The following is a 25447-nucleotide window of genomic DNA, read 5'->3' as shown; positions in this document are numbered from 1 at the left end:
AGAATAAAAGAGTACTTTGCCTCGAAGCCTCTTGTTGATAGGAACTATTGAAAAAAAGACCTGACTCGAAGCGATAAACTTCTCACAGTGGCGGGACCGTGTTGGATTTGCACCAACTTCCATTTTTCAATCGTCGTATTTAGTTTTCGGTAAAGCCTCTTTTTTCAAATCTGGATGAAAAACGACTCCTCCACGTTCATAAAAAGGTTCTTCTACTCCATGTCTGTGGTTGATGACTCGGGCTAACGCAAAGAAATAATCCGATAAGCGATTGATGAAAATGGCTACCACAGGATTCACTGTAGTCTCTTTACTCAATGCAACGATTATTCTTTCAGATCTTCTCGTCACCGTCCGAGCCATATGTAACAATCCAGCAACTGGATCTCCGCCAGGGATGATAAATTTTTCAATCGCCAGAGCTTCTTCCGCATACTGATCAATTCTTTCTTCAATCCAATCTACTAAATCTTTTTGGACTTTATATTCCCTCACTCCATGAGGTGTAGATAAATCAGTCCCACAATCAAATAAATCATGCTGTAATTTGACGAGTTCATTTTTGATCATTGCATCTTCAGCGCCGATTTGACTGACAATGTAGCCCACTAGTGAATTCAATTCATCAATCGTGCCGTAGCTGTCTACTCTTGTCGAATCTTTTGAAACTGTTCGACCGCCGATGAGATTCGTGTTTCCGAAATCGCCTCTTTTGGTATACAATTGCATGCTGATCTTCATCCCCTTTCTAGTTTTTATTATGTGCTATTCCAACTATAATGCATCCATAAAAAATTGTAAACCAGATTTTGTTACTTTTATCACAAAACCTAGTTTCCTTAAGAACTTCTAGTTTGCTTAAGCATTCCGCATTTTAATTACTTTTTATAGAATTTCTTCTTTTATGATAGTGATTTTACTTGTTAAATAGAAAGCTCTAATGATATGATAAATTATGTAAAAAACATTAACTTATGAAAGAGGTCGTTGTAGTGAAAACAGTAGCATTAGTAGGTAGTTTAAGAAAAGATTCATACAACTTAAAATTAGTAAATCATCTAGCAACCACATACCCAGAATTAGGTATCGAAGTTGCAGAAATCGGCAATTTACCATTCTTTAATGAAGAAATCGAAGCAAATCCTGGTCAAGAAGTGCGTGATTTCCAAGCTTTAGTAAAAGATGCTGATGCAGTAGTTATCGCTACTCCAGAATACAACGCTTCTATTCCAGCGGTATTAAAAAATGCTTTGGACTGGGTTTCTCGTTCAGGTAGAGAAATGGAAGGCAAAAAAGTGTTAATCATGGGGGCTTCAATGGGGGCTCTAGGAACAGTTAAAGCACAAATCCACTTACGCGATATCTTAGATACATTGGGCGTTGCTGCTTACGTTATGCCTGCAGCTGGCGGTAATGATGTATTCGTAGGCTCTGTTCACGAAAAATTTGACGAAGACGGTACATTAACAGATGAATTGACGGTTCAATTTATCGATGCTATCGTAGGTCGTTTCAAAAACTTCATTAAAATCGATGTTAGTCTATAATCATTTACTTAAGTAACAAAAAAGGAAAGAGACAGAAAATGTCCCTTTCCTTTTTTGTGCTGGCTGATGAGCGTACGGGTATATTTGGTCCTATTAATCAAGTGACTGATTTTTCTAGTCCACTTGATCAATAGCAGCACTCTATTAGTCAAGTGAGCATTTTAATAAGTGCAACTTGACTAATAACCCTCAAACTAAAAAACAGAGACTAACAAATGTCTCTTGTCAGTCTCTGTTTTATTTACATTTAATTAAATAATCCTGTGATAGCTTCCCACACTTGCTTGAAGAAGTTACCGATTTTATCAAATAGCCCGCTAGATTCTGCGCTATCGATGAAGTCGCCGAATTTTGATTGGACAACTTCAGATAAGTTGTTCAATTGTTCTTTTACAGCTTCAGAATCAATAGCCGCTGTTTGTTGATAATTTTCAAACAAACTCATCAAACGATCGATCTGTTCTTGGGTCACAACATTTTCCAGGTTATTGTTTGCTAAAGCTTCATTGATGATACGTTCAATATCTTCTTTAGTGGCCAATTCACCTTGCTGCTCTTTCAACTCTGCTAACGATTGTTTGATCTCAATAATGGCCTGGTCTAATTTAGATGGATCAAACTCTCCATTATCCGCGTTTTCTTGAGCGATATCATTAGTCGTTTCCAACTCGTCTTGAGCTACTTCCATTCGATCTTGATCCAGATCTTCTCCGTTGACATCAAAAGCTTTATAAATACCGGTTAAGGCACTTTCACCTGTTGCCGGACGGATGCTGGCTACTTCGATCGTTGCGTCTGCAACACCAGCTGTGATGGCAGCATTTGCATATTGCTCTTGAGTAATTTGTGTGATGTTTTCCGGCGTTTTGATGTCTACAACTACTCCATGTCCGTCATCTTCTTTTTCTACCAATACCGATGAAATCAGACTAGAAGTGTTCCCAGAACCGGCTCCTAAGTATTTGACTAATTCGTCACCAGTGACATTTACGCTGACGACATTTTCAGGGTTTTCGATGCCGATCAATTCTTCAGTTTCCTCTACTTCTGTATCAGATAATCCACCGCCATAAACGAATGTTGGCTTTCCCCATTTTTCATTCACTACTGTTGTGTCTATTCCGTCTTCAGCTGCATTTGCTGTAAGCGGACTAATAATGAAGCCGCCCACCAATCCTGTAACCATTACTGTTTTTATTCCAAGTTTTTTCAAACGATGTGTCATATGTCTAACCTCCTTAACTTAGTTTACCCAACTCTAGAGGGTTTATCTTCCAACTTTAGACCGATTATTTTGTTTTTGTGTAAAACACCTTTGGAACCGGAGAAGTAAAACGCACCACTTCGCCTGTTGTTGGATGTTCAAAAGCGATCGTCGTCGCATGCAAACCTAAACGTTTCATGTAATTGACCGTTGATCCGTACTTTTTGTCTCCTACTACTGGATGGCCGATATCTGCCATATGCACACGGATCTGATTTTTTCTACCAGTTTCCAGCTGCACTTCCAGCAAGCTGGTAACCCCGTTTGAACGCAGCTTCTTGTAATGACTTACAGCGTGCTGTCCGCCATTGTCTCTAGGACTGGAATGGACTTTGAACGATTTCGTATTCTCTGTCAGCCAAGACTCAATTTTTCCGGCTTCTTCTTTAACGTCTCCTTCGACTAAAGTCGTATAGATTCTTTCTTTCACAATATTCTTCCAATTTTGCTGCATTTTTTGTTTAACTTCTTCACTTTTAGCAAACAACATCACACCAGAAGTGTCTCTGTCTAAACGATGCACCACAAATATGCGGTTATTCGGATTTTCTTGTTTTGCATAAATGTTGAGTTGTCTATGTGCCGTCATTTCTTTTTGATGTCCTGCAGCTATCGATAAAATGCCTGCTTCTTTGTCCACAACGATAATGTGATCATCCTCATGTAAAATAGACATTCCTACCAATTCACTTTGTTTTTGAGCAGCTTTATTGTCTTCGATCTTTACTACTTGTCCGGGTGTCAAAGTATAGTTGAATTGTTTCACTACTTTTCCATCTACAGTTACTTGGCCTCTGCTTAATACAGATTTGATCGAATTTCGACTGCTTTTTACTTTTTGATTCAACAGAAAATCCAATAATTCGGTTTCTTCTTTTACGACTAAGTTTACCTTACCCTCTTTTTTCTTTGCTGTTTTCTTCATAGGCTTTTTCATTTTAAATTCCTCGCTCTCATGATTTATTATACACTATTCTGGCTTTAAACGAGGCATCAAAAAAGAGAAAAGAGTTTCTGCTCTTTTCTCCTGTTGCACCTTACTTGGTTTAACCCTCATAACCTTTCTGAACGGATAATGGAAATGATCAGCCATAACCCTAAAAATCCTGCACCAAGGAAAAAAATGATACCTAGTAAAGACGTCCCTGTTCTTTCTGTAGCAAAAATAATCAATGCTGAAGACATAATCAGTGCAGAAACAATCAATGCAAAAACGACGCGATTGACCATCTTATTTAGTCCAGTCCATTTGTCATCCATATTGACTAGATCCAATTTGATCTTCGTTCGGCCATTATTCAGGTTTTCAAAAAGTTTTGAGACTTGCAGAGGCAATTCAATCATACTTTTGGCAAATTTCACAGAGTTCAGCAACAGTTTTTCGCTGCTGATTGGCTCGAATAGTTTAAAATTATCACTCTCAGATAAGTAGCCTTTTGCAACTTGTACGACGTTCAAATTAGGTGCCAGATCAGTGATCAACCCCTCCAACATCGTTAAAGCTCGGACCAAAACTGTGTATTCGCTAGGCATTGAAATGCTGTGTTTTCGAGTAACATCCAAAACATCCGCAATCAAAGTGCCAAATTGGATTGAACTGAAACTTGCAGTTAAATACGTTTCCACCAAATAATTCAAATCTTCGTAAAAACGTGCTCGATCGATCCGCTTTTTCTGCACACCGATTTTTAATAACGTATTCATCAACTGATCTAGATCTTTCATCACGATCGATTTCAACAATTGATTTAAATGCTCTCTATTTTCACTGGATAACTGACCCATAATTCCAAAATCAATAAAGTAAATCTTTCCTTCTTTGATGATCAGATTCCCTGGATGAGGATCCCCGTGGAAAAAACCGTCTTTAAAGACTTGAGATAAAAAAGCCAACAATAGTTTTTCTCCGATGTCTTCGCGGATATAGCCCGCTTCATTCAACGATTCAATATCTAAAATTTTATACCCTTCAATGTACTCTTCTACAATCACTCGTTTGGAATTAAACGATAAAAACACTTTCGGCACGTCTACACAAGCTACTTCTTTATTCAACTCGCTGAAGCGCAATATAGCATTGGCTTCATTGCGAAAGTCTAATTCTCTTTTTGAGGTTTGGCGAATTTCTTCAAACGCTTCTTTAGGACTCACTAAGAAATCTTTAAAAATATTAGGCGCACGATCCACAATTCGAATAAACAACTCGATATCTTGTAAAAGAGTGGTCTCCATATCCGGACGTTGGACTTTCAGAATGACCTCTTCGCCTGTGTACAATTTGCCGCGATGTACTTGTGAGACAGAAGCACTTGCTAAAGGTTTTTCGTCAATTCTTTCAAAAACATCTTCTATTTTCTGTCCAAATTCTTTTACAAAAATCGCTTTTGCTTCTTCAAATGGGAAAGAGGGCGCTTCGTCTTGCAGCTTAGATAATTCAGTAATGTATTCCAAGGGTAAGATATCTCTTCTAGTAGAAAGAATCTGCCCTATCTTGATGAAGCCAGGACCCAGTTCTTCAAATGCTTGGCGTAGTTTTTTAGGGTCCTGTTCTTTTTTCCGTGAGCGGACACGTGTATTATAAATATGGCCGAAACCATATTTAGCTAAGACCCTCACAATTTCCCGTAATCTTTCTCCACTTGAAGGCACAAAATCACCCCTACTCGTTATTTTCTACCATCTCATCGATTTGAGCGTTTAAAGCTGCAATTTTCAATTCTAATTCTTCAATATCTTTGCGTTGGGCTACGTTCATTTGAAGCAAAATAGCTTGTACTTCATCCTTATCGATTGAATCATCTTTTTGTTTTCCTTTACGCATCAATTCTTCACTTAATTTTTTCCCTTGTTCTACAGTGATTTGCCCTCTTGAAGCTAGTTTTTCAACCATTTCTTCGACTTTATCATACGTCATTGAAACTCCACCAATACTTGCTAAGATCAATTTTTTCAAATCATTCATTGTCATTTCCTCCTTCTATTTTTTGCAGTAGTTATTAAAAATTTCAAGATAAGGATCTGTTGAGTTTATTATAACGAGAAATGTCCTTAAGTAAAAAAATTACACTTTTTTAAGTTGTTTTTTAGTTTCAATGACTATTTTTCTAACGAATTTTTCTAAGCTAAATGATGGGACTATGAGAATCAGAAAATAAAAAAAGTCAAATTTCTTGCTTTTTTTTAATAAAAGGGATATGATAATGACTGAAATCGCTTTATCCCTAATTGCTACATAAGTAAAGGAGAGATAAATATGATTAATCTTTATACTACCCCTAGTTGCACTTCCTGCAGAAAAGCAAAGGCATGGTTAGATGAACAACACTTGCCGTATGTTGAAAAAAACATTATTGCTAACCCCTTATCTATTGATGAATTGAAGAATATTCTTCGTTTGACAGAAGAAGGAACTGAAGAAATTATTTCTTACCGTTCTCACGCTTATCAAAATCTCACCGTCGATATTGAAGAATTGTCCTTGGAAAAGTTGTTGGATTTGATACATAAGAATCCCGAACTCATCAGAAGACCTATTCTTACGGATGAAAGAAGAATCCAAGTAGGTTACAACGCTGATGAAATCCGTTGCTTCTTGCCAAGAGACGTCCGCAAATTAGAATTCCAACGTATTCAAGAAGAACTCGCCTTAGAAGCTAACTGAATAGCAAAAATAAGCTGAGATCACCATTCCCAGCTCTTTTTGCCTTTAATTTTTTATTAAAGTCTCCAGCTTCGTACACCTTTTTATTCATCAGCAGCTACAAACAAATCTTTCAGGATAACCCCATCTGTTTCATGAGTAAATTCATATCCCATTGCGTACAATAAAGTCGGTGCTGCATCTACTAGTCGAGCAAAAGAGAGTTTTGCCTGCTGATTGATTCCAGGACCTGAAATGAACATCATCGTGTCGTAATTTTCTTTCGTCGGCGAAAAACCATGAGCTGCTTTGTGGTAATCTGTGCCTTTTTTTTTTTCGTACAACGGTCCATCTTTATCGGAAAAATAATAGCCTCGTTCAGCCTCAAGTAAAAAGCTGCACATCTTATCGGCTCCTAGTTCTACTGCTTGTTGCTGCGTATAAATAAATTCGATTCCTTCTGGAAGTTTACGAAGTGCTTCAGCTACGGTTTGCAGATCCATCCCTGGTTTAGTATAGATATAGGTTGCCCCATCTGCGCTTTTTGCCACAACTTTCCACTTTTCTATCTGACCTCTTTGATTCTTTTTCAACCATCCTAATGTTTCAAAATAACTGTTTAAGTGAATCACAGTGTGTGTGTCAATTTGGTAATGATCTCCTAAAATAGCCACGATAGTCTCTTCAAAGATTCCTTTTTGTTTCATCATTTTAATGATTTGTCCTAAGTGGCGATCCATATTACGAATAGCTTCTTTTGCTTGAGGAGAATGGACTCCGTATTTGTGTCTCATACTATCTAATTCCACATAATGAATCGCTAATAAATCAGGATTCTTGTTTTCGATCGTATCCAGTATGCCGGCTGTCAAAAATTCATCCAGTTCAGGTTGTTGGATTCCCTTTCTTAGGTGTCCATATTTTCGATTGAGATCCATAATAAACTTGGGACTAGAAGAGTATAACGACACCATAACTTGGTTTTGCCACTGGCGATTAGGGAAGATTTCTGCAAAATTGTAATCGATCGACTGACTCCGACCAGTTACTGGCCACAGGAAACTAGCTGTTTTGTATCCTTTTTCATGTGCTGCGTCAAACAGTGAAGGAACTTTGATGTCCTTCGCGTACCAATGCCAGTCAGGAGAAATTCTTTTTGGTTGAAGATATGTATTGTTCAGGATTCCATGGTTAATTGGATACATTCCAGTCACCACAGAAGTATGAGCCATATAAGTCAATGAAGGATAAACCGTCTCCACTTGTTTAATTACCGCACTTCTGTCCAATAAATACTTGAAATTCGGTAAGGTTCTCGCGTAAGCCAAATCTTGTGAACCGAATGCATCTAACGAGATAATATATAACCGTTGTTTGTCCATTTCCATTCTCCTTTCGTACGTTCAATTGCTCTTATTATGACATAAGTTTGCTTGATTTAGAAAGAAGTTCTCTTTCAATGACGTTACCTTTAAAAGGCATTCCCAGTAAACCAACTGGGTGAAAGCCAAAACGTTTTAACTAGCTCATTGAAACAATGTTGGGAGGAGAATCAATGAGGAAAAATATACTTCGGATTTCTTTAATCAGTCCGGTCTTTTTATTTGGATGTGAAAGATCTTTGAGTGAGGAAGAAGTTGTGAGTGGTGTAAGTGAAAACGAGTCTGCAGTAGAAAACTACCGTGCATTGATCGATCTTTCTATTTCCGTTACTAATCAAGAGTCCGGTGATGTCATCCAAGAAAGCATGAGCAAATCTGATATCGTCATTAATGAACAAACTCTGGATACTTATGGCACTATAAATAAGTCTGCAGCTGGTGAATCCTTGACACAAGAATATTATTCAGTTGATGACAAAGCCTACTTGAATCTTAATGATCAAGGTTGGATGGACATGTCTAATCAGCAAGAAGCTCTTTTTCAGAGTACAGGCACAACTTATCCTAACCTTGTTCCCATTGTTGAATCTATCAGTAAAATAGGTGAATTGACTGAAAATGAGGACGAGTACGTTTATACTTTTCAAGAGATAAATGCCGATTTGTATTCATCCTTTGAATCCCCTTATTCCTTAAATTTTGGGTCGCTTTCTCCTGAAGAAGTAGAACAAAAGGTTATGGTGTCTATAGATAAAGAAACATTGCTGATCCAAGAAGTTACTAACGAGCTGTCTGGTGTTCAAGATGGACATGATCTTGTAATGATGATTCATCATACCTATAAAAACATGAACGAAATGAATGATATTTCCATTCCTCAAGAAATTATTGATTCTGCATCTAGTGCTCAATAACTAAAAGAAGAAGCTGAAATATTCCAGCTTCTTCTTTTAGTTATTTTTGTCAGTTGAAAACAACACATGATCCACATATGAGCGTTGCAGCAAATCAGTTGTTACATATAAGGGAAGAAACGAATAAATTTCTTCGTTTTGTACCAATACAGGAGTCGTTTGAAAATAAAGATTAAACGTAGCTCTTGATGCCATTTGATTATTGCGGAAACTAGTGATCGATAATATCGGAATGTCTTTTAAAGTCAATACATTCATAATTTTATCTACTTCTATAATATCCCCGCTCAACGAGACGAAGATCACTAAATCTTTTGAAGTCACAGAAGTCGTACTGGCCATCTCCAATTCTTTTAATGCAGACAACACTATTGGAAACTTGCCAACTGGAACCATACTCCTTCTAAAGTTGGATAATACGTCTCTTTGCCCCCAACCAGTTCCATAGCAAAAAATACGGTCAGCTTGATGCAAAGCTTCCACTATGGGAGCAATGTCTGTCTGACTGTACAGTTTTTTAGTCGTTTCTATATCTTTACGTTGCAAATCAACAAATTTAACGGTATTCAAGTCTTGAGCTTCTTTTGTTTTTTCATGCCTCAAGCTGTATTTGAATTCACTATAGCCTGAAAAGCCCAGCTTTTTAGTCAGTCTTAAAACCGTAGACTTAGATGTTAAGGTCAATTTCGCTAATTCAGTGATTGTCATTTGATGAACTGATTGTTTGTTGTTCACGATAAAAGACAGAATTTGTAAATCGTTTTCATTTAGTTCGTGGTAATGTGCATTGATCAAGGCTTCTAACTCCAATACCAAAAACACCTCCGTTTATACTAAGACTATTTGTTCATTAAAACTAGTCTTAGTATAACACAGAGGCATACAGAGTTGAGTTAACTTACATTCAAACGAAAGGAATTAAACTAATTCTGGCCAATATTCTTTATTGGCTTCAATTAAGTCATCCAAGATTTGTTTCGCGATTCTGGCATTTGGTACGATTCTTGATAGTGTCAACGCTTGCCATAGTTTTTGGTACGAACCTTCAGCCCAAGCTTCTACGACTAATTTTTCAACCCCTACTTGTTGTTCCATCAAGCCTTTTTGGAAACGAGGGATTTCACCCATAGTCAATGGTTCTGGTCCTTGTGATCCGACAATACATGGAATCTCTACCATAGCTGTCGGATCAAAGTTTACGATAGATCCGTTATTTGGAACGATCAATAGCATTCTTTCTCTTGTGTTGTAAGCAATGGCACGCGCTAAATCAACGATATAAGAAGCATGATCATCTGTCACTAATTTTGCATCTTTAGCGGTTTTGATATTTGCGATGCGATTGCATTCAGAGAAAACTTTTTTCTCACGATTTTCCATAACTTCATTAGCTCTAGTATGCTCAGGATTTGAATGTTCTACTTCGTCTTGTGGGTAGAAATAGTATTTCAAATAAGTATTTGGCAATACTTTTGGATCCAATGCATAAACTTCCTTAGCTTTTCCAAATGTATGCATCCAACTTGGTTCTATTTCTTCTTCAGGACGACCATTTAATTCACCTGGTGTAACATATCCATGTTCTGCTACATGTTCTTTTATTTTAGGCATCAAGTCATTTCCGTCTTTATCTCGAATATCTGTCCACCACCCAAAGTGGTTCAATCCATAGTAACGTATGGTCATATCTTTACGAGACTCTAGACCAAGAATTTCTGCCATTCGTGCCTCGATTCCTACAGGCATATCACAGATATTGATGATTTTACTGTTCGGACGCAATTTACGAGTTGCTTCGGCCACAATAGCAGCCGGGTTAGAGTAATTCAACATCCAAGCATCTGGAGAGTATTTTTCCATGTAATCCACCAATTCCAGAACTCCGCCGATGGAACGCATTCCGTATGCAATTCCTCCTGGGCCACACGTTTCTTGACCAACGACTCCGTATTTCAATGGTATTTTCTCATCTTTTTCACGCATCGCATATTTTCCTACTCGAATGTGTGCCATTACAAAGTCGATATCTGTAAAAGCTTCTTCCGGATCCGTTGTCGCAACGAATTTGATTTGAGGTGCTCTTTCTTTCAAAATGATTTCAGTAGCATCTGCAATTTGTTTTTGACGATCATAATCATTGTCATAAAATTTGATTTGACGAATCGGAAACTTATCTAAGTTTTCTAATAACATCATAATGATCCCTGGAGTAAATGTACTTCCGCCACCTGCAACAACGATTGATTGTTCTTTTAAAGCCATAAATAAAATCCCCTTTTTTTATGATTGTTTTAGTTTGTTCTACTACTTTATGTTAAATTTGTACCTTGATCAGCTTCCAACTCATTACTTGTTTCGGAGCTGTTTTGATTCACCATGTCTTCAAATTTTTCTCTGACTTGAGGAACATCTAACCCTACAATGACTTGTAAAGCATTGCCTTTTCGAACTAAACCATGCGCACCATTTTGCTTAAAGAAACCATCTTCTCTGACTAGAGAATCATCGTGCACACTAACTCTTAATCGAGTTGCACAGTTATTGATACGGCTGATATTATCAGGACCGCCTAAACCGTCAAGGAATGCTGCAGCTCTTACAGCGTAAGGATCGTCCGATTGAGAAGCAGTAACTGTAGCTCCATTTTTATCTTGAGCTTTCTTTTCTTTGTAGTCCGCTTTGCGGTACATTTTTACTTCTTCTGCATCTTCACGGCCAGGTGTCTTGATGTCCCACTTTAAAATAGCGAATCGGAAAACCAAGAAGTAAATTCCGCTAAAGACTAATCCAGTACCAAATAAAATTAAGATAGCGTCTAAATGAGTTGCTGACATCGGTACAATAAATTGAGAAATGACCGCCAGTAATCCACTACCTACATCTCCTGCTACTCCTAATAAGTAGACCGTTGTGCCTAATGTCGCTGCAATTACAGCATGAGCAGCAAACAATTGTGGAGCTAAGAATAAGAATGTGAATTCAAACGGTTCTGTAATACCAGCTAAAACGGCTGTCATAGCAGTAGGAACTACTAAAGCGATCGTTTGTTTTCTTTTTTCTGGTTTTGAAGTAGCTACCAATGCTGCCCCAATTCCAAGAGGAGCAAATAGTTTAGACACGTTGTGCAATGCGAAACCGCCTTGCGGGAACAATTCTCTTAAAGACCCTTCTGTACTTGCAAAGTAATCTAAGTTGTTCAACCAGAAAGCTGTGATTCCATTCTCCACAACAGCTGGTCCGTAAATGAATGGTTGGTAAATGAAATGATGCAATCCAGTTGGGATCAATATTCTTTCCAAGAATACATAAATCCAAACTCCAAATGCTCCAGAAGTTTGTAAGAAGCCCTGCATAGCAGCGATAACGCCTTGAACTGCCGGCCATCCCCAAGATGTCAAAAGCGCTAATGGGAACATCAATATAAACCCGATGATGACAACTAAAGATGATCCTTGGAAAACGCCTAACCAATCAGGTATTTTCTTTTCAAAGAATTTATTGTGGATAAAAACAACGATACCTGCAATAATGATAGCCCCTATAAGGTTGGTATCTAAAGTTTTCACACCGCCAATCAGTTTAAGACCACTAACTCCGCCTACTTCTTGGCTATAGTCGACACCAAAAGATGGTCCCCATAGTTCAAGCATTTTCGCAATAAAGTTATTCCATGTCATATAAATCAAGAAGGCTTCTAAAGAAGCTCGACCACTGGCTTTTTTAGCTAATCCCAGCGGCAATCCGATCACAAATAATAATTCCATATTGTTGAAAATGGTCCATCCGCCGGTCTCAATAATAGACCAGACTTCTGACCATAGACTTCCATCAGCTGCAAGTCCTCCCATGATCAAGTCATTTTGCATTGCAATTGCAAGAGCTAAAATAATACCGTTAAAGGCGAATAATAATACCGGTGTAAACATGGCCCCACCGAATCGTTGCAATTTTTCCATCATTTGCTGACATCTCCTTTACTCTCTAGTTAAAAACTTTTTAACAGTGATTTCCTATAAGCTGTTCAATCTTCTGCTGTCCTCCTCTATATGTAATCGCTTCCTTAATTAGACTATATCATTTAGTATTTTCAGACACAACAGCCCTATACCAATTAGGGAAAACGCTTTCAATTAAATTATTTTTCTCATTTGCTGGGAATTTTCCCAACTTCTACCGATATTTCATTCTCGTATTTGTACTGTTATAATCAAGATGTATGATCTACTATGCAAAAAGTTTCTTACCTATACTATGAAAAAGAGGTTCACTATGATTACTTTTGATATGATTACGTCGAAAACAGAGTTGATTGAAGAAAATGAATTCTATAAACTCTACCATAATCACGATGCACGTTTTATGTACGACTATAATTTTATGCGGTTGAAATACCAACCTACCTTAGAAGAATTTAAACTGATCGAAAAAATATTGCTGGAGTTCCATGAAGATATGGAAATGGACCATGTTAAATTTTATTGGCCAGAGGACTATGGGTTTACTGAACCGATCATCGATTACTTATCAAGTAATGGTTATGGGATTGAGATTTTGGAGCTGTATGCCATTGATCCTAAAGACTTCACCCCCACCAAAAGAAATCCTGCAGTGACGGTAGAATTCGTTACGGAAGAATCGTTAAAGAGTTTTAAACAAATCAATCGAGTACAAGATACTGACATCAGTGAGACTTTTGCAGATCAAAAGCAAGATCTTTACGACCAAGATTTTGATGACTCTGCTATTCAACAAGTGATCGCTTATCTCAATGGTATTCCTGTCGGCAGTGTTGATTTGCTGATACAAGAGAACACAGTTGAGATCGACAATTTTTTTGTACTCGAAGAATACCAAAGACAAGGCGTTGGTACAGAGATCCAACGATTTGTCATGGAAAACGCTGGTTCAAAAACAGTCATCTTGGTTGCTGATGCAGAAGACACTCCTAAAGATATGTATCTTAAACAAAATTATACCTATTTAAGTTACCAAGTTGGCGCATTGAAAGAACTTTCTGCGCCGAAATAAAAAAAGGCTGCAAATGATACCTTCCTAAGAAGGACCATTTGCAGCTTTTTCGACAGTATTCAATTTTCATTCAATAGGTTCCATGAATTCCACAAAACAGAGGGATCCAAACACCTGCATCCTGCAGTGTGCTTACGCACATGTGCCCTGTCTAATTTTGGGCAATCACTATGTCGCCGAAGCGAAATGATAAATCATCTGATTGCCGGTCAACTCATCGCATGTAGATTATATTAGCACGAATACTTCTTTTACACAAGTTTTATTTTACCTTCTTGTAATTTTGCAGCAAAAGAACTGTGTGGATAATACACCTGTCCATTGGTTAAATAGAACAACACTTTACGTTTAATTTGTATTGACAACTTATTTGTAAACGTTTACGCTTATTTTAAAATAGAAGGGAGTTTTACAGTTATGCTATCTCAATTACCGCAAGGATTTTTATGGGGAAATTCTGTTTCCAGCATGCAAACAGAGGGTGCATGGAACGAAGGAGGGAAAGGAAAATCAGTCTACGATATTAGAGAAGCCAGCGAACACGCTTCTGATTGGAAAGTGGCTACAGACAGCTACCATCGATACAAAGAAGATTTTGACTACATGAAAGAATTAGGGATGAATTGCTATCGTTTTCAAATTTCTTGGTCGCGTGTGTTTCCTAATGGAGACGGTGAGGTTAATGAAGAAGGTCTCGCCTTTTACGATCGTTTTATTGATGATTTATTGGAACGCGGAATCGAACCGATGATTTGTTTATATCATTTTGATATGCCTTTACATCTAGCTGAGGAATACCGTGGATTTTTATCTCGTTATGTAGTAGATGCTTTTGTTCGTTATGGAAAACTTATAGTTGATCGTTACAAAGACAAAGTAAAATACTGGATCACTTTTAATGAACAAAACATTTTCGCTATGTCTCATGGTTTTCAAATAGGTGGGTTGTTAGAAGGTGACGGAACAGAGAAGGAATTGTATCAACTTCAGCACAACACTTTAATTGCTCATGCAGAGATTGCTAATTATCTTCACAAATCAGCACCAAATTGCGAAATTGGCGGAATGGTAGCCTATAATAAAGTTTATCCAGCTACTTCTAAACCAGAAGATAGTTTAGCTGCTCAACTCGTAGATGACTTTACTAACCAATTTCATCTGGATATATTTACAAACGGTAAATATCCTGCTTTCATATTAGCTTATTTGAAAGAAAACAATTTAATGCCTGAATTCGAAGAAGGCGATGAAGAAACATTAGCAGAAATGAAAAGCGATTGGCTGTCATTCAGCTACTATGCAAGTTCAGTCATAAGCGCTGATAAGATCACCAAAGATACACCGATTTATCAATACAGAGAAATTGGCGGCCAACCTAATCCTAATCTGGAAGCTACTGAATGGGGATGGCAAATCGATCCTATAGGATTCAGAAGTATTCTTAGAGACATGTATAATCGATATAAATTACCTGTCTTCCCTATCGAAAATGGTATCGGAGTAATCGAAGAACTGCCGGAAAATGAACTGATCCAAGATGATTATCGCATCAATTATCATCGTGATCACTTACAAGCTATGAAAGATGCTATGTTCTTAGATGGCGTAGATTGTATCGGTTATCTTGGTTGGGGATTGATCGATATTTTAAGTTCTCAAGGCGATATGCGAAAACGTTACGGGGTCGTTTACGTTAATCGTGAAAACCACGATTTAAAGGATATGCGCAGAATTCCTAAAAAAAGCTTTGACTGGTTCAAAAAAGTTATTGAAAGCAATGGAAAATACTTAGATTGATGTTTAGGAAACCATCACCCTAAATCAATCATTCGAAAAACAAAAAGAAGAGCCCACTCTATAAGATAAAGAGAACCCTCAATTTAATTACTTTTTAAAAATATTTCTTAAAAAAGTTTATAAGCTAGCCTAGGAAAAAAGCGGCTGAGAGAATTCTCTCGGCCGCTTTTTTGTATCTTCTTATTCTAAAATTTCCAACCATTTTTCAGCAATCAATCCATGTCCTGCCACAGTTGGGTGCACACCATCTTCTCCAGTTAAATATTGGAAGCTGTGTTTGATGCCGTATGCATTTAATGGTCCATCCAGCGCTATAAATTCTGTCTGGAATTCTTTCGCTAATTTGCGGATGATCTGGATACGTTGGTCTAAATCAACTCTCCATTTTGTACGATCTTCCGGATACGGTAAGACATAAGGTTCCATCAAAACGATGCGTGCAGTCGTTTCTTCTTTAATGCGTTTCAGAACCTCACGGTAGTCTTGTTCAAATTGAACCATTACTTCTTTTGACCCTAGTGCTGGAGAATTTTCAATATGCCAAGTATCGTTAATCCCGATTAAAATAGACACTATTGTGGGCTCCAATGCAATACAGTCTTCATCCAATCGGTTCTTCAAATCAGCTATTTTATCTCCACCGATGCCCCGATTTAAACACGTTAAGTTCAACTCAGGATATTTGGCCTGCAGCTTACCAGCGATCATTAGTGCATACCCTTGACCTAAATTACCATATTCATCGCGGTTCCTTCCTACATCTGTGATGCTGTCTCCATAAAACAATATTTTGTCATTTTGCAATAGTTTCATTCTCGGTCCCCCTGATTTTATTACTTTGCTGCATATAATTATAGACAGCCCCAATCAAATTGGCTTCACTTTTAAAATAACATGTTTCTACTTTAGGAACAAATGGAGCAATACCCACTTGTTTCAAAATAAGTTCGAAGCGTTTCTCCAATTGTTCTAAAATATCAGGCTTATTGGATACGCCTCCGCCAAGCAAGATCAAATCCGGATCATAGCTGTATTGTAAATTGTAAATGCCGCGTGCCAAAGACTGATAAAAGACTTCTGCTTCTTCTGCAGCTATGTCATCTCCTGTTTCTGCTAATCGGAAAACCTCTTCCCCGTTCACAGTCCCTATAGGATACCCTTTACGCTCGCAATAACGTTGCGCCATTTTTACGGCCGTTCCCAATTGGCTGAACGTTTGCGTTTCATTTAAGAGCATAAATCCAAACTCACCGCCGAATAAATGAGCTCCGTGCTGCACTTCACCATTGATGATCACAGAACCGCCGATTCCTGTGCCGACAACGACCATCAATACATTGTCCAATCCTTTAGCCGAACCTTTCCATACTTCAGCCAAAGCAGCGCAATTCGCATCATTCTCCAAAGCCACTTTACATCCAAACATTTCTTCCAATTCATCGTAGATTGGAAAATGATGCAGATAAGGCAATGCACTAGCTCCTTCAACCACTCTAGCAGCCTGATTGACCGCACCAGGAGAACTGATTGCTACTCCCTCTACCACATATTGTTCTGCATACTTTTCCTTCACTCTTCTCAACTCTTGTTTCATGCCAACCCATGTTGTTGGAGAAGGGAAACTGCCTTTATCAATCAAATCGTCTTCTTGCCAGAAGGCATATTTCACAGATGTGCCTCCAATATCAAATACTGCTAATCCCATCAGTTTCCCTCCGAATCATTTTTACTGGTCAAATAGAAAATATTGCTCGTAAAATCCCCGTGACGATTAAAAGTCCATTCTTTGCCTCGATCAGTCGTCACATCATCCGCAAAAATCAACCCAGCAGCCATCAAGTCATCTCCGTAACGTTCTTGCTGCATAGGATGAACAGCGTAACGTTTTTCAGGATCTAGTCCAGTTAATACCAACCGTTCATAGGCTGGATTAGGTGTCCCTAAAACTTGATAAAACCCTACAACAGCTTCAGCTTGATCTCTTGAAACGATCATCCAAGCCGTATGGTTTCCTTCAAACGGTGATTTCAAACGATAAAAATCTCCCTGTTGGATCAACTTGCGGTGTTTTTTAAAGAACTGAATATGCTGCTGAATCGATTCTGTTTCTTCGTGGCTGAGCATTGTAATATCCAACTCATAACCAAATGTCCCAAAATAAGCCACATGAGAACGCATATCCATTGAGGTCATACGCCCTACTTGATGATTAGGAACTGCTGAAACATGACTTCCAATACTGGAGATCGGATAAACCATCGACGTTCCATATTGAATCTTCAATCGTTCCACTGCATCTGTATCGTCGCTCGCCCAAGCTTGAGGTGCATAATACAACATTCCAGGGTCATTACGCGCTCCGCCGCCCGCACAAGATTCAAACAGAATCTCTGGATACTTGGCGATCAATCGTTCATATAAATCATAAACACCTAAGATATAGCGGTGATAAAGCTCTTCTTGTCTATCCGCAGGCAAACTGATGGAGAAGGCTTCTGAAATATAGCGGTTCATATCCCACTTGATGTAGTCGATTTGAGAACCTTCAATGATCGTGTCCATTTGCTGGAACAAATTATCTACCACTTCTGGACGAGAAAAATCCAATACAAATTGATTTCGTCCATGAGAAACATTTTTCCCAGGCACTTGGATGATCCAGTCTGGGTGTTGTTCATAAAGTGTTGTGTCTTTATTGACCATCTCAGGCTCAAACCATAACCCGAACTTCAATCCTAATTGATGGATTTTTTCTGACAATCCTTTGATCCCATTAGGCAACTTCGACTCGTCTTCAAACCAATCTCCTAGAGAAGTTGAATCATCATTCCGCTTATTAAACCAGCCGTCATCTAATACAAACAACTCTACTCCTAATTCAGCAGCATTTTCTGCAATTTCCAGGATTTTGTTTTCATTAAAATCAAAATAAGTCGCTTCCCAATTGTTGATCAGTACTGGGCGTTCCTTGTCTCTCCACACACCTCTGGCTAATCGAGTGCGATACAATTCGTGAAAAGCCTGACTCATTCCGTTCAGCCCTTTATCCGAATAGACCATGACAGCTTCAGGAGTTTGGAAAGAAGCGTTGGGATCCAACTGCCAATTGAAGCGGAACGGATTGATTCCAATCATTGCTCTCGTCACATGATACGTATCAACTTCTACTTGTGCAGAAAAGTTTCCGCTGTAAACTAAACTAAAACCATAGACTTCTCCAACCGTTTCTGTGCTGTCTGGACGGACTAACGCCATGAACGGATTATGAGCATGACTGCTTGCTCCTCTGGCACTAGAGACTGATTGCAGACCTGTATGAAGAGCCTTACGTTCCACATGGGTTTCTCTTGCCCAAGCTCCATTCAAATGAAGCAAATCATAGTTGGCATCCGGCAAATCGACACTCGCACTCATGACATTCTCCAACTCAATAGTTTCTGAACCTTGATTCACAAAACAAGTGCTGCGAGTGATTACAGGCAATGCTGCAAAAATCGTGTAGTTTAAATAGACTTCTAACTCAGAATAGGCGTCTTTCAACGTTATTGTCAATGTCTCTGCTTCTGTATCGTTTTCAGTGTATGTAGCTGGCAAGCCTTCTAAAACCGGCTTTCCTTTCCTTACTTTGTGAGAAGAATATTCCAAGTGGGTCACCCGGTCTCCTATTGGCCATTTTACTTGATGAGCCGGATACCTGAAATCTGTGGTCCCAAACCCAGGATATTCTTGTTTAATGTGCTCAAGAGCTGAGGTGTGATCACCTTCATATAAATTATTCGCCGGACGATTTTCCCGTTCGACTAAATAAGAAAACGATTCTCTGTGTTTGATGCTCTTACCAAAAAAAAATTGCTCTAGCTGTTTGATTTTAGGTTCTACTCTAAAAATATAACTCACTTGACCGTTGCTTAAATGAAATTCCTTGGCTTCTTCATTGATGTGGATCAACTGCATTTTTTCCATTAAAAAATACCTCGCTTTTCCTTCATTTGATGATACAACAAGTTTTAAATCGCTTTCATTTTTGTAGTGAATATTAGTAGTGCACAAATTATATTATACATAATTTTTTATTCAAAGATAGGTTTTTCACACCATTTGTATATACTAATTAAACGATTTGTTGTTCTGAAGGAAAAGTTTCTGTTTTCTTCAATATCGTTTCGAACGTTTCAAACAACTGTCTATTAACGTGATAGGCTTGTTCTCGAGCTGGAATTTTTTTATATTCTTTACTCATATTGTAATCCCAGTCCAAATCTCCGCAAATATCGGCACCAATTAACGCATGATCATTTGACAGAATCTTGATGTAATCGATTAGTTCTTCAGTTGACACATTTCCTTGATCCCAATTGGTCTGTACTTCTTTAGGTGTTAAAACATCTCGATCAACACTAAAATAAATGTCTTTTGTCGGAATCATTTTAGACACTTGATACAATTTCAAAGGATTTAGTTCTCTTTCTGGAATAATGATGATTTTTTCTGTTATCTCTTGACTCATTTCCTTGTCGTTTTCTTCCCCGCAGCCTACAAGGAAAACTTTTTTGACTGCAGGAACCAATTTTACCACTTCATTTATCCAGGAACCGCAACTGGTGAACCCTTCATAGTCCAACTTTCCAGCATCATTGTGATGATCAAATACAATGAGCGAAAAAGGGTGTTTATACTTTTGCAGCAGAGGAAGTGTCAAATAGTGAAAATTTCCATTTCCTAAAAAATGAATTGCAGAGCGGCTGATAATATCAAATCGGTTTCGTATCGTCTCCACAGTTTCTTTTGCACAAATCGTATTGATGCCCGGTAAATCACTGATATCTACTAACTGATGATACAATCCTTCATAAAGATTCTGAAGAACATCTTGATGTTTGACATTCACTAACGTAATCCCCATGTTCTAATCACCTGCATTTCGTCATTTTTATTCCTTCCCTTTATTTTAATCAAAAAAGAGCGTCAAAAAAAGAACAATAGAAAAATATTTTTCTATTGTTCTTTCTATTTTACCAGACTGCTATATGTCCATCCGCTCTCGGCTCAGTGCCTCCAACGAGGACTCCGTTTTCCTGCTGCAAAATGATTTGCCCTCTCCCGAAAGACAAAGGACTTGCAGCAATTTGTACCTCATGTCCTCTTTTTATCAAGTCTTGAATGATGGGGTAAGGAAATTGCGGCTCAACAAGAACCTTTTTGCCTTCCAACCATTGCCAGCGAGGAGCATCTAAAGCATCTTGTGGATTCAATTGAAAATCGATCATACTGCTCAAAACTTGAAGGTGCGCTTGAGGCTGCATTCCTCCACCCATAACACCGAATGGTCCGATCGGCTTTCCATTTTGAGTGATAAATCCCGGAATGATCGTATGAAAAGGTCTCTTGCCTGGGACCAATACATTTGGATGGTTTTCATCTAACGAAAATTGATTGCCTCGATTGTGCAGACTGATTCCAAGCCCAGGAACCACTGATCCAGAACCAAATCCAGCATAGTTGCTTTGGATATAGGAGACCATGTTTCCTTCCCCATCCGCAGCAGCCAAATAGACCGTTCCTGGGTTGTCGAATTTTCCAGGTTCAGGTGAAAGAGCTTGCTCCGTGATTAGTCCGGCTCTATTAGCAGCATATTCCTTGGACAGCATGTCTTCTATTTTTGCTTTCATCGAACGTGGATCAGAAATATACTGCAATCCATCACTGAAAGCTAACTTGATGGCTTCGATTTGCTTGTGGTAAGTGTCTGGACTTTCCTTGTCTTTCAATGTCAACTCTTCTAAGATATTCAATGCCATCAACACGATTATCCCTTGTCCGTTTGGCGGCATTTCCCATATATCGTATCCTTTATATGCAGTTGAAAGAGGTGTGATCCATTCGAGTTGGTGTTGCTCTAAATCTTTTTTTCGTATGTAGCCATCATATTTTTTGGAAAAAGCATCGATTTCATCAGCAATCCAGCCCGTGTAAAAAGCTTCTGCATCTGTAGCTCCAATCTCACGCAACGTTTTTGCATGCCCTTTTGAAAACCACATATCTCCTGCTTGAAGAGGTTTTCCGTCTGGACAAAAAGTGTCGAACCACGTTTGAAGCACCGGATAGTCTTTCAATTGCTTGGAAAAAATGTGAAACGTTCTTTCCCAAGCTTCTGCTATCTTACTGGTTACTGGATGTCCTTCTTCTGCAATGACGGCTGCAGGTTCCATCACTTCACTGAGCGCTAGTCGTCCGAACCTATTGACCAGTGATGCCCATCCCTTAGGCACTCCTGGAACAGTTACCGGTTCTAGTCCATATCGCGGAATCTCTGTTCCTTTTTGCTGGAAGGCTTCTCGTTTCATCAGTTCAGGAGCAGCACCGCTTGAATTAAGACCATACATTTCACCTTTGTACCAAATGATCGCAAAGCTGTCGCCCCCGATTCCGTTCGCAGATGGTTCAACAACGGTTAGTGCCGCTGCAGCAGCCACGATCGCATCAATTGCATTGCCGCCTTTTTTCAACACTTCCAGTCCAGCTTGTGAAGCTAGCGGGTGTGTCGTAGAAATCATCCCTTTTTTTCCGTAAACCAATTCTCTTCTAGATGAATAATGGAAAGTCCCAGCATCATATTTCATCAAATTCCCCCTGATAGTTTATGCAGTCGTTAGGTTATTTCGTTAAATAAAAAGATAGATTCATTAAAGACCATTTGTATCAGTCTTTAATGAATCTGGTGTTTAACCATCCCTATTACATAGGGGATGGATTAGTTTTGTACAACTTCGATTTTGTAGCCGTCTGGATCCATGATGAAGAAATAAGTAGCTGCTCCATCAGAAAGACCTTTGATATCTGTAATATCACAGTTTTTGCCTTTGTATTCTTCATGAACTGCATTTAAGTCATCTACACCTATAGCGATGTGTCCATAACCATTTCCTAGGTCATATTTTTCGGCGCTGTAGTTGTAAGTCAATTCCAATTCGTAGCCGCCTTCTTCAAAGGCTAAATAAACTAAAGTAAATTTGAAATCAGGGTAGTCTAAACGACGAACTTCTTTCATCCCTAAAATTTCTGTATAGAACTCAACTGATTTTTCTAAATCTTGTACTCGATAGCACGTATGGATCATTTTTGTACTCATAGCATCCTTCTCCTTCTCGAATAAATTGCCCTTACCTGTTTTATTTTAACCTAACTCATTAAAACTTTCAAAAATGTTCGTTTAACTTTGAAAATTTACTCATGCAATTCCAACGGTAAACCGTCTGGATCTTTAAAAAAGGTATACTTGCCGCCCGTAAATTCATCGATTCGAATCGGTTCGGTTTCGATTCCCTTTTGATTCAATTCTTTTACGGTTTCTTCAATGTCATCTGCGTAAAAACACAAGTGTCTTAATCCGACAGATTCTGGTCCGCTTTGTCTTTTTGGGGGATTTGGAAAAGAAAACAGTTCGATCTCGCTGTCTCCGATTTTCAAATCCAGCTTGTATGAATCTCTTTCTTCACGATAATTCTCACGGATGATTTCCAATCCTAACAGCTCAGTATAAAAATGTTTCGATTTTTCATAATCGGACGCAATAATAGCGACATGGTGAATGTGTTTTAAGTTCATTTGATTTCCTCCTGCAATAAAAAGTCTCTTCATTCAGTATATTGAATGAAGAGACTAATTGGTAGAACTTTATTTTTTCGACTCGTTTAAAATAGCATCAATTTCATTCAACTCTTCAGCTGTGAAATGAATGTTGTCCAAGGCTTTTACGTTGTCTTCCAATTGAGCAACACGACTTGCACCTATTAATACACTGGTAACTTTTTGGTCGCGCAAGATCCAAGCTACAGCCATTTGAGCTAATGATTGTCCACGTCGTTTGGCAATTTCATTTAACGCTCTCGATTTTGCAATATTTTCATGAACTTGGTCTTCTTGTAAAAACGGACTTGAAGAACGTCCAGCTCGTGAATCTTCTGGGATTCCATCTAGATAACGGTCTGTTAACAATCCTTGTGCTAATGGACTGTAAGCAATCGTTCCTGTTCCATTCTCACTCAAGACATCTTGCAATCCGTCTTCAATCCAACGATTGAACATACTGTAAGAAGGTTGGTGGATAATGAATGGTGTTTTCAGTTCTTTAAAGATAGCGCTGATTTCAGCAGTTTGTTCTGCAGAGTAATTAGAGATCCCAATATACAAAGCTTTTCCTTGGCGCACCATCAAATCCAATGCTTGAGCAGTCTCTTCAAATGGTGTATTGACATCTGGTCTATGAGAATAAAAGATATCTACATAATCCAATCCCATACGGTTCAGGCTTTGGTCAATGCTGGCCGTTAAGTTCTTTTTCGATCCGAACTCTCCATAAGGACCTGGCCACATGTAATACCCGGCTTTACTGGAAATAATCAGTTCATCACGATACGGTTTTAAATCTTTTTCAAAAATTCTGCCGAAGTTTTCTTCAGCGCTTCCGGCTGGAGGACCGTAGTTATTTGCCAAGTCAAAATGAGTGATTCCTAAGTCAAATGCTCTCGTGACAATAGCTCGGCTTTTATCAAATAAATCTACGTCTCCAAAGTTGTGCCACATTCCTAGCGAAACAGCCGGCAATTTCAGCCCGCTTTTTCCTACTCGATTATAGATCATTTTATCGTAACGATTTTCTGCTGCTTGGTAACTCATCCTATCTCTCCTTCAATCTTCTTTATTATTTAATAAACAATAACTTATTTATCCAAAAAGAGCTCTTCTATGTTCCGCTAACGCTTCTGCAAACGATTGAATCGTTCCGGCTCTTTTTTGATTGTTCTCTATATTGGGGATCAGCATGACTTCATCAGCCAAATAGTCTTTAGCTAACTCACTGACTCGTTCCACCACTTCTTTCCCAGTCCCAATAATAGCACGATTTGGGTCTCTTTCTCTATCAGATGCCTGCTGCAATTCGTCCCACTGATTGAAATCGCTCTTTAACTGTTCGATTTCTTGCGGTGCACTGCCAATAGCGACAAAAACACCCAGCATAACGTGGGCCTTTTCCAATATATTAGATTGGACAAAATGTTCTTGATAATAGCGGATTGCATCCTTTAATTCTTCGGATGAATTCAAATAATATGGTGCGAAAAAACCTGCCCCTATTTCAGCTGTGATGGAGGTATTCCTTGCATTGCTGTTGATGATAAAAATTTTGGGGTTTCCGTTTTTCATTAAAGAACTGTACGCATTTTCGGCTTTCATATGATTCGTTTTTTCCAGCAAATGCTGTACCTCTTTCATTTCTCTTTCAAACACATGATAGTCAGTTGGATCTTCATTCAGCTTTTTTGAAAACCAATTTTTTCCAGCAGCTTGCCCCACACCTACATCAATTCGATTGTTCCTGACCACATCCATTGTTTTAAAAGTGTCCGCAATCTTTTCTCCACTATAGTAAGGCAGCATGATACCTGCAGATCCAATCCGTATTTCATCTGTGGCTAATGCCAAATGAGCCATGATCAACTCTGGCGTACTTCCAACCAGTACTGAATTGGCTTCATTTTCCGAGATCCAAAAACGATGGTAATTCATAGATTCTGTCAATCTGGCTAATTTGATTCTTTCATTGAGATTTCTCTTTGCTGAAACAGTCGTTTCTTGAGAAGAAAAATCTAATACACTATATTTCATATGAACACCCCATCATACTAGAATTCTTTTTCATTATACCATTAAAGAATCCGTTTACATATTTTTTAAGAAACTTTTCTGTTTTGAGCTGCTTAATACAACTTATCGCCTATGCTTTTAATTTAAAAAAAGAAAGTGAGTGTTTTTGTTGAAGTATTCCGATGAATAAGAGATAATGAAGGTGTAATAAAAGTAAATGGTTTTTACTT

Annotated in this window: 23 protein-coding genes and 1 riboswitch; of the genes, 5 read left to right on the top strand and 18 right to left on the bottom strand. The window is 38.4% G+C overall.

The window, feature by feature from the left end:
* Position 1: 1 nt before the first annotated feature.
* A riboswitch (adenosylcobalamin (AdoCbl) riboswitch) is annotated at positions 2-147 on the bottom strand.
* Positions 127-729, bottom strand: a complete 603-nt coding sequence (locus BM137_RS01450; RefSeq protein ID WP_177192461.1) for a cob(I)yrinic acid a,c-diamide adenosyltransferase — start codon at positions 727-729, stop codon at positions 127-129. It overlaps the preceding riboswitch by 21 nt.
* Before the next feature lie 263 nt (positions 730-992).
* Here BM137_RS01450 and BM137_RS01445 point away from each other — a divergent pair, with 263 nt between their 5' ends.
* Complete coding sequence (locus BM137_RS01445; protein ID WP_092479368.1) at positions 993-1547, top strand: NADPH-dependent FMN reductase; 555 nt, start codon at positions 993-995, stop codon at positions 1545-1547.
* Between the two features lie 247 nt (positions 1548-1794).
* On the opposite strand, the gene BM137_RS01440 is transcribed toward BM137_RS01445, so the two are convergent.
* The 4 genes from BM137_RS01440 to BM137_RS01425 form a co-directional block, all read right to left on the bottom strand.
* Entirely contained in the window at positions 1795-2772 is a 978-nt protein-coding gene (locus tag BM137_RS01440; RefSeq protein WP_092479367.1) for a DUF1002 domain-containing protein, read from the bottom strand.
* 64 nt (positions 2773-2836) lie between these two features.
* Positions 2837-3748, bottom strand: a complete 912-nt coding sequence (locus BM137_RS01435; RefSeq protein ID WP_092479366.1) for an RluA family pseudouridine synthase — start codon at positions 3746-3748, stop codon at positions 2837-2839.
* A gap of 116 nt (positions 3749-3864) precedes the next feature.
* Complete coding sequence (locus BM137_RS01430; protein WP_177192460.1) at positions 3865-5460, bottom strand: ABC1 kinase family protein; 1596 nt, start codon at positions 5458-5460, stop codon at positions 3865-3867.
* A gap of 10 nt (positions 5461-5470) precedes the next feature.
* Complete coding sequence (locus BM137_RS01425; protein WP_092479364.1) at positions 5471-5773, bottom strand: phasin family protein; 303 nt, start codon at positions 5771-5773, stop codon at positions 5471-5473.
* Between the two features lie 291 nt (positions 5774-6064).
* Here BM137_RS01425 and spxA point away from each other — a divergent pair, with 291 nt between their 5' ends.
* Positions 6065-6472, top strand: coding sequence for a transcriptional regulator SpxA (spxA, locus tag BM137_RS01420; RefSeq protein ID WP_092479363.1), 408 nt, complete (start codon positions 6065-6067; stop codon positions 6470-6472).
* Between the two features lie 83 nt (positions 6473-6555).
* Here spxA and BM137_RS01415 read toward each other — a convergent pair whose 3' ends face one another.
* Positions 6556-7833 carry an alkaline phosphatase family protein gene (locus tag BM137_RS01415; protein ID WP_092479362.1) on the bottom strand — a complete coding sequence of 426 codons (1278 nt, stop codon included), beginning with the start codon at positions 7831-7833 and terminating at the stop codon, positions 6556-6558.
* Positions 7834-8006: 173 nt separating this feature from the next.
* On the opposite strand from BM137_RS01415, the gene BM137_RS01410 reads away from it, so the two are divergent.
* Positions 8007-8747 carry a DUF6612 family protein gene (locus BM137_RS01410; protein WP_092479361.1) on the top strand — a complete coding sequence of 247 codons (741 nt, stop codon included), beginning with the start codon at positions 8007-8009 and terminating at the stop codon, positions 8745-8747.
* A 36-nt stretch (positions 8748-8783) separates the two neighbouring features.
* Here the strand turns inward: BM137_RS01410 and BM137_RS01405 are convergent, their stop codons facing one another.
* The 3 genes from BM137_RS01405 to BM137_RS01395 all read right to left on the bottom strand — a co-directional run bounded on the left by BM137_RS01405 (position 8784) and on the right by BM137_RS01395 (position 12706).
* A complete protein-coding gene (locus BM137_RS01405) occupies positions 8784-9557 on the bottom strand; it encodes a MurR/RpiR family transcriptional regulator (protein WP_092479607.1) in 774 nt (257 codons plus the stop codon).
* A 108-nt stretch (positions 9558-9665) separates the two neighbouring features.
* Entirely contained in the window at positions 9666-11009 is a 1344-nt protein-coding gene (locus BM137_RS01400) for a 6-phospho-alpha-glucosidase (RefSeq protein WP_092479360.1), read from the bottom strand.
* Positions 11010-11056: 47 nt separating this feature from the next.
* A complete protein-coding gene (locus tag BM137_RS01395; RefSeq protein ID WP_092479359.1) occupies positions 11057-12706 on the bottom strand; it encodes an alpha-glucoside-specific PTS transporter subunit IIBC in 1650 nt (549 codons plus the stop codon).
* Between the two features lie 310 nt (positions 12707-13016).
* Between BM137_RS01395 and BM137_RS01390 the strand changes: the two genes are divergently transcribed.
* Together BM137_RS01390 and BM137_RS01385 are read left to right on the top strand one after the other, a co-directional pair.
* Positions 13017-13775, top strand: a complete 759-nt coding sequence (locus tag BM137_RS01390) for a GNAT family N-acetyltransferase (RefSeq protein WP_177192459.1) — start codon at positions 13017-13019, stop codon at positions 13773-13775.
* Between the two features lie 417 nt (positions 13776-14192).
* Positions 14193-15572, top strand: coding sequence for a glycoside hydrolase family 1 protein (locus BM137_RS01385; protein WP_092479357.1), 1380 nt, complete (start codon positions 14193-14195; stop codon positions 15570-15572).
* A 180-nt stretch (positions 15573-15752) separates the two neighbouring features.
* On the opposite strand, the gene BM137_RS01380 is transcribed toward BM137_RS01385, so the two are convergent.
* The 9 genes from BM137_RS01380 to BM137_RS01340 all read right to left on the bottom strand — a co-directional run bounded on the left by BM137_RS01380 (position 15753) and on the right by BM137_RS01340 (position 25238).
* Positions 15753-16385 carry an SGNH/GDSL hydrolase family protein gene (locus BM137_RS01380; RefSeq protein WP_092479356.1) on the bottom strand — a complete coding sequence of 211 codons (633 nt, stop codon included), beginning with the start codon at positions 16383-16385 and terminating at the stop codon, positions 15753-15755.
* Complete coding sequence (locus tag BM137_RS01375; protein WP_092479355.1) at positions 16366-17277, bottom strand: ROK family protein; 912 nt, start codon at positions 17275-17277, stop codon at positions 16366-16368. Before BM137_RS01375 ends, BM137_RS01380 begins: the two co-directional genes overlap by 20 nt.
* Positions 17277-19535 carry an alpha-galactosidase gene (locus BM137_RS01370; protein WP_092479354.1) on the bottom strand — a complete coding sequence of 753 codons (2259 nt, stop codon included), beginning with the start codon at positions 19533-19535 and terminating at the stop codon, positions 17277-17279. The genes BM137_RS01375 and BM137_RS01370 overlap by 1 nt, the downstream gene beginning before the upstream one ends.
* Before the next feature lie 148 nt (positions 19536-19683).
* Positions 19684-20475, bottom strand: coding sequence for an arginase family protein (locus tag BM137_RS01365; protein WP_092479353.1), 792 nt, complete (start codon positions 20473-20475; stop codon positions 19684-19686).
* A 109-nt stretch (positions 20476-20584) separates the two neighbouring features.
* Positions 20585-22192: a gamma-glutamyltransferase family protein gene (locus BM137_RS01360; protein ID WP_177192458.1), complete on the bottom strand. Its 1608-nt coding sequence runs from the start codon at positions 22190-22192 to the stop codon at positions 20585-20587.
* Positions 22193-22323: 131 nt separating this feature from the next.
* Complete coding sequence (gene gloA, locus BM137_RS01355) at positions 22324-22701, bottom strand: lactoylglutathione lyase (RefSeq protein WP_092479351.1); 378 nt, start codon at positions 22699-22701, stop codon at positions 22324-22326.
* Positions 22702-22796: 95 nt separating this feature from the next.
* Positions 22797-23177, bottom strand: coding sequence for an SMU1112c/YaeR family gloxylase I-like metalloprotein (gloA2, locus tag BM137_RS01350; RefSeq protein ID WP_092479350.1), 381 nt, complete (start codon positions 23175-23177; stop codon positions 22797-22799).
* A 69-nt stretch (positions 23178-23246) separates the two neighbouring features.
* Positions 23247-24248 carry an L-glyceraldehyde 3-phosphate reductase gene (mgrA, locus tag BM137_RS01345; protein ID WP_092479349.1) on the bottom strand — a complete coding sequence of 334 codons (1002 nt, stop codon included), beginning with the start codon at positions 24246-24248 and terminating at the stop codon, positions 23247-23249.
* Positions 24249-24296: 48 nt separating this feature from the next.
* Positions 24297-25238 carry an MsnO8 family LLM class oxidoreductase gene (locus BM137_RS01340; RefSeq protein WP_092479348.1) on the bottom strand — a complete coding sequence of 314 codons (942 nt, stop codon included), beginning with the start codon at positions 25236-25238 and terminating at the stop codon, positions 24297-24299.
* Positions 25239-25447: the final 209 nt, after the last annotated feature.

This window comes from Desemzia incerta (assembly GCF_900115825.1).
GTDB lineage: Bacteria > Bacillota > Bacilli > Lactobacillales > Carnobacteriaceae > Desemzia > Desemzia incerta.
The sequence above is the reverse complement of the archived record's forward strand: the minus strand, read 5'-3'. Positions and strand labels throughout refer to the sequence as shown.

Excerpts from the sequence above, each read along its gene's own strand:
- BM137_RS01375 (WP_092479355.1), bottom strand. The coding sequence starts at position 17,277 with ATGGGATTAGCAGTATTTGATATTGGAGGCACATCTGTGAAATATGCC.
- BM137_RS01365 (WP_092479353.1), bottom strand. The coding sequence starts at position 20,475 with ATGGGGATTACGTTAGTGAATGTCAAACATCAAGATGTTCTTCAGAAT.
- spxA (WP_092479363.1), top strand. The coding sequence starts at position 6,065 with ATGATTAATCTTTATACTACCCCTAGTTGCACTTCCTGCAGAAAAGCA.
- BM137_RS01370 (WP_092479354.1), bottom strand. The coding sequence starts at position 19,535 with ATGGAAAAAATGCAGTTGATCCACATCAATGAAGAAGCCAAGGAATTT.
- BM137_RS01380 (WP_092479356.1), bottom strand. The coding sequence starts at position 16,385 with ATGAAACTATTGCAAAATGACAAAATATTGTTTTATGGAGACAGCATC.
- gloA (WP_092479351.1), bottom strand. The coding sequence starts at position 22,701 with ATGAGTACAAAAATGATCCATACGTGCTATCGAGTACAAGATTTAGAA.
- mgrA (WP_092479349.1), bottom strand. The coding sequence starts at position 24,248 with ATGAGTTACCAAGCAGCAGAAAATCGTTACGATAAAATGATCTATAAT.
- BM137_RS01410 (WP_092479361.1), top strand. The coding sequence starts at position 8,007 with ATGAGGAAAAATATACTTCGGATTTCTTTAATCAGTCCGGTCTTTTTA.
- BM137_RS01425 (WP_092479364.1), bottom strand. The coding sequence starts at position 5,773 with ATGAATGATTTGAAAAAATTGATCTTAGCAAGTATTGGTGGAGTTTCA.
- BM137_RS01340 (WP_092479348.1), bottom strand. The coding sequence starts at position 25,238 with ATGAAATATAGTGTATTAGATTTTTCTTCTCAAGAAACGACTGTTTCA.
- BM137_RS01435 (WP_092479366.1), bottom strand. The coding sequence starts at position 3,748 with ATGAAAAAGCCTATGAAGAAAACAGCAAAGAAAAAAGAGGGTAAGGTA.
- BM137_RS01360 (WP_177192458.1), bottom strand. The coding sequence starts at position 22,192 with ATGAAATATGATGCTGGGACTTTCCATTATTCATCTAGAAGAGAATTG.
- BM137_RS01415 (WP_092479362.1), bottom strand. The coding sequence starts at position 7,833 with ATGGACAAACAACGGTTATATATTATCTCGTTAGATGCATTCGGTTCA.
- BM137_RS01440 (WP_092479367.1), bottom strand. The coding sequence starts at position 2,772 with ATGACACATCGTTTGAAAAAACTTGGAATAAAAACAGTAATGGTTACA.
- BM137_RS01400 (WP_092479360.1), bottom strand. The coding sequence starts at position 11,009 with ATGGCTTTAAAAGAACAATCAATCGTTGTTGCAGGTGGCGGAAGTACA.
- BM137_RS01390 (WP_177192459.1), top strand. The coding sequence starts at position 13,017 with ATGATTACTTTTGATATGATTACGTCGAAAACAGAGTTGATTGAAGAA.
- BM137_RS01395 (WP_092479359.1), bottom strand. The coding sequence starts at position 12,706 with ATGATGGAAAAATTGCAACGATTCGGTGGGGCCATGTTTACACCGGTA.
- BM137_RS01450 (WP_177192461.1), bottom strand. The coding sequence starts at position 729 with ATGCAATTGTATACCAAAAGAGGCGATTTCGGAAACACGAATCTCATC.
- BM137_RS01385 (WP_092479357.1), top strand. The coding sequence starts at position 14,193 with ATGCTATCTCAATTACCGCAAGGATTTTTATGGGGAAATTCTGTTTCC.
- gloA2 (WP_092479350.1), bottom strand. The coding sequence starts at position 23,177 with ATGAACTTAAAACACATTCACCATGTCGCTATTATTGCGTCCGATTAT.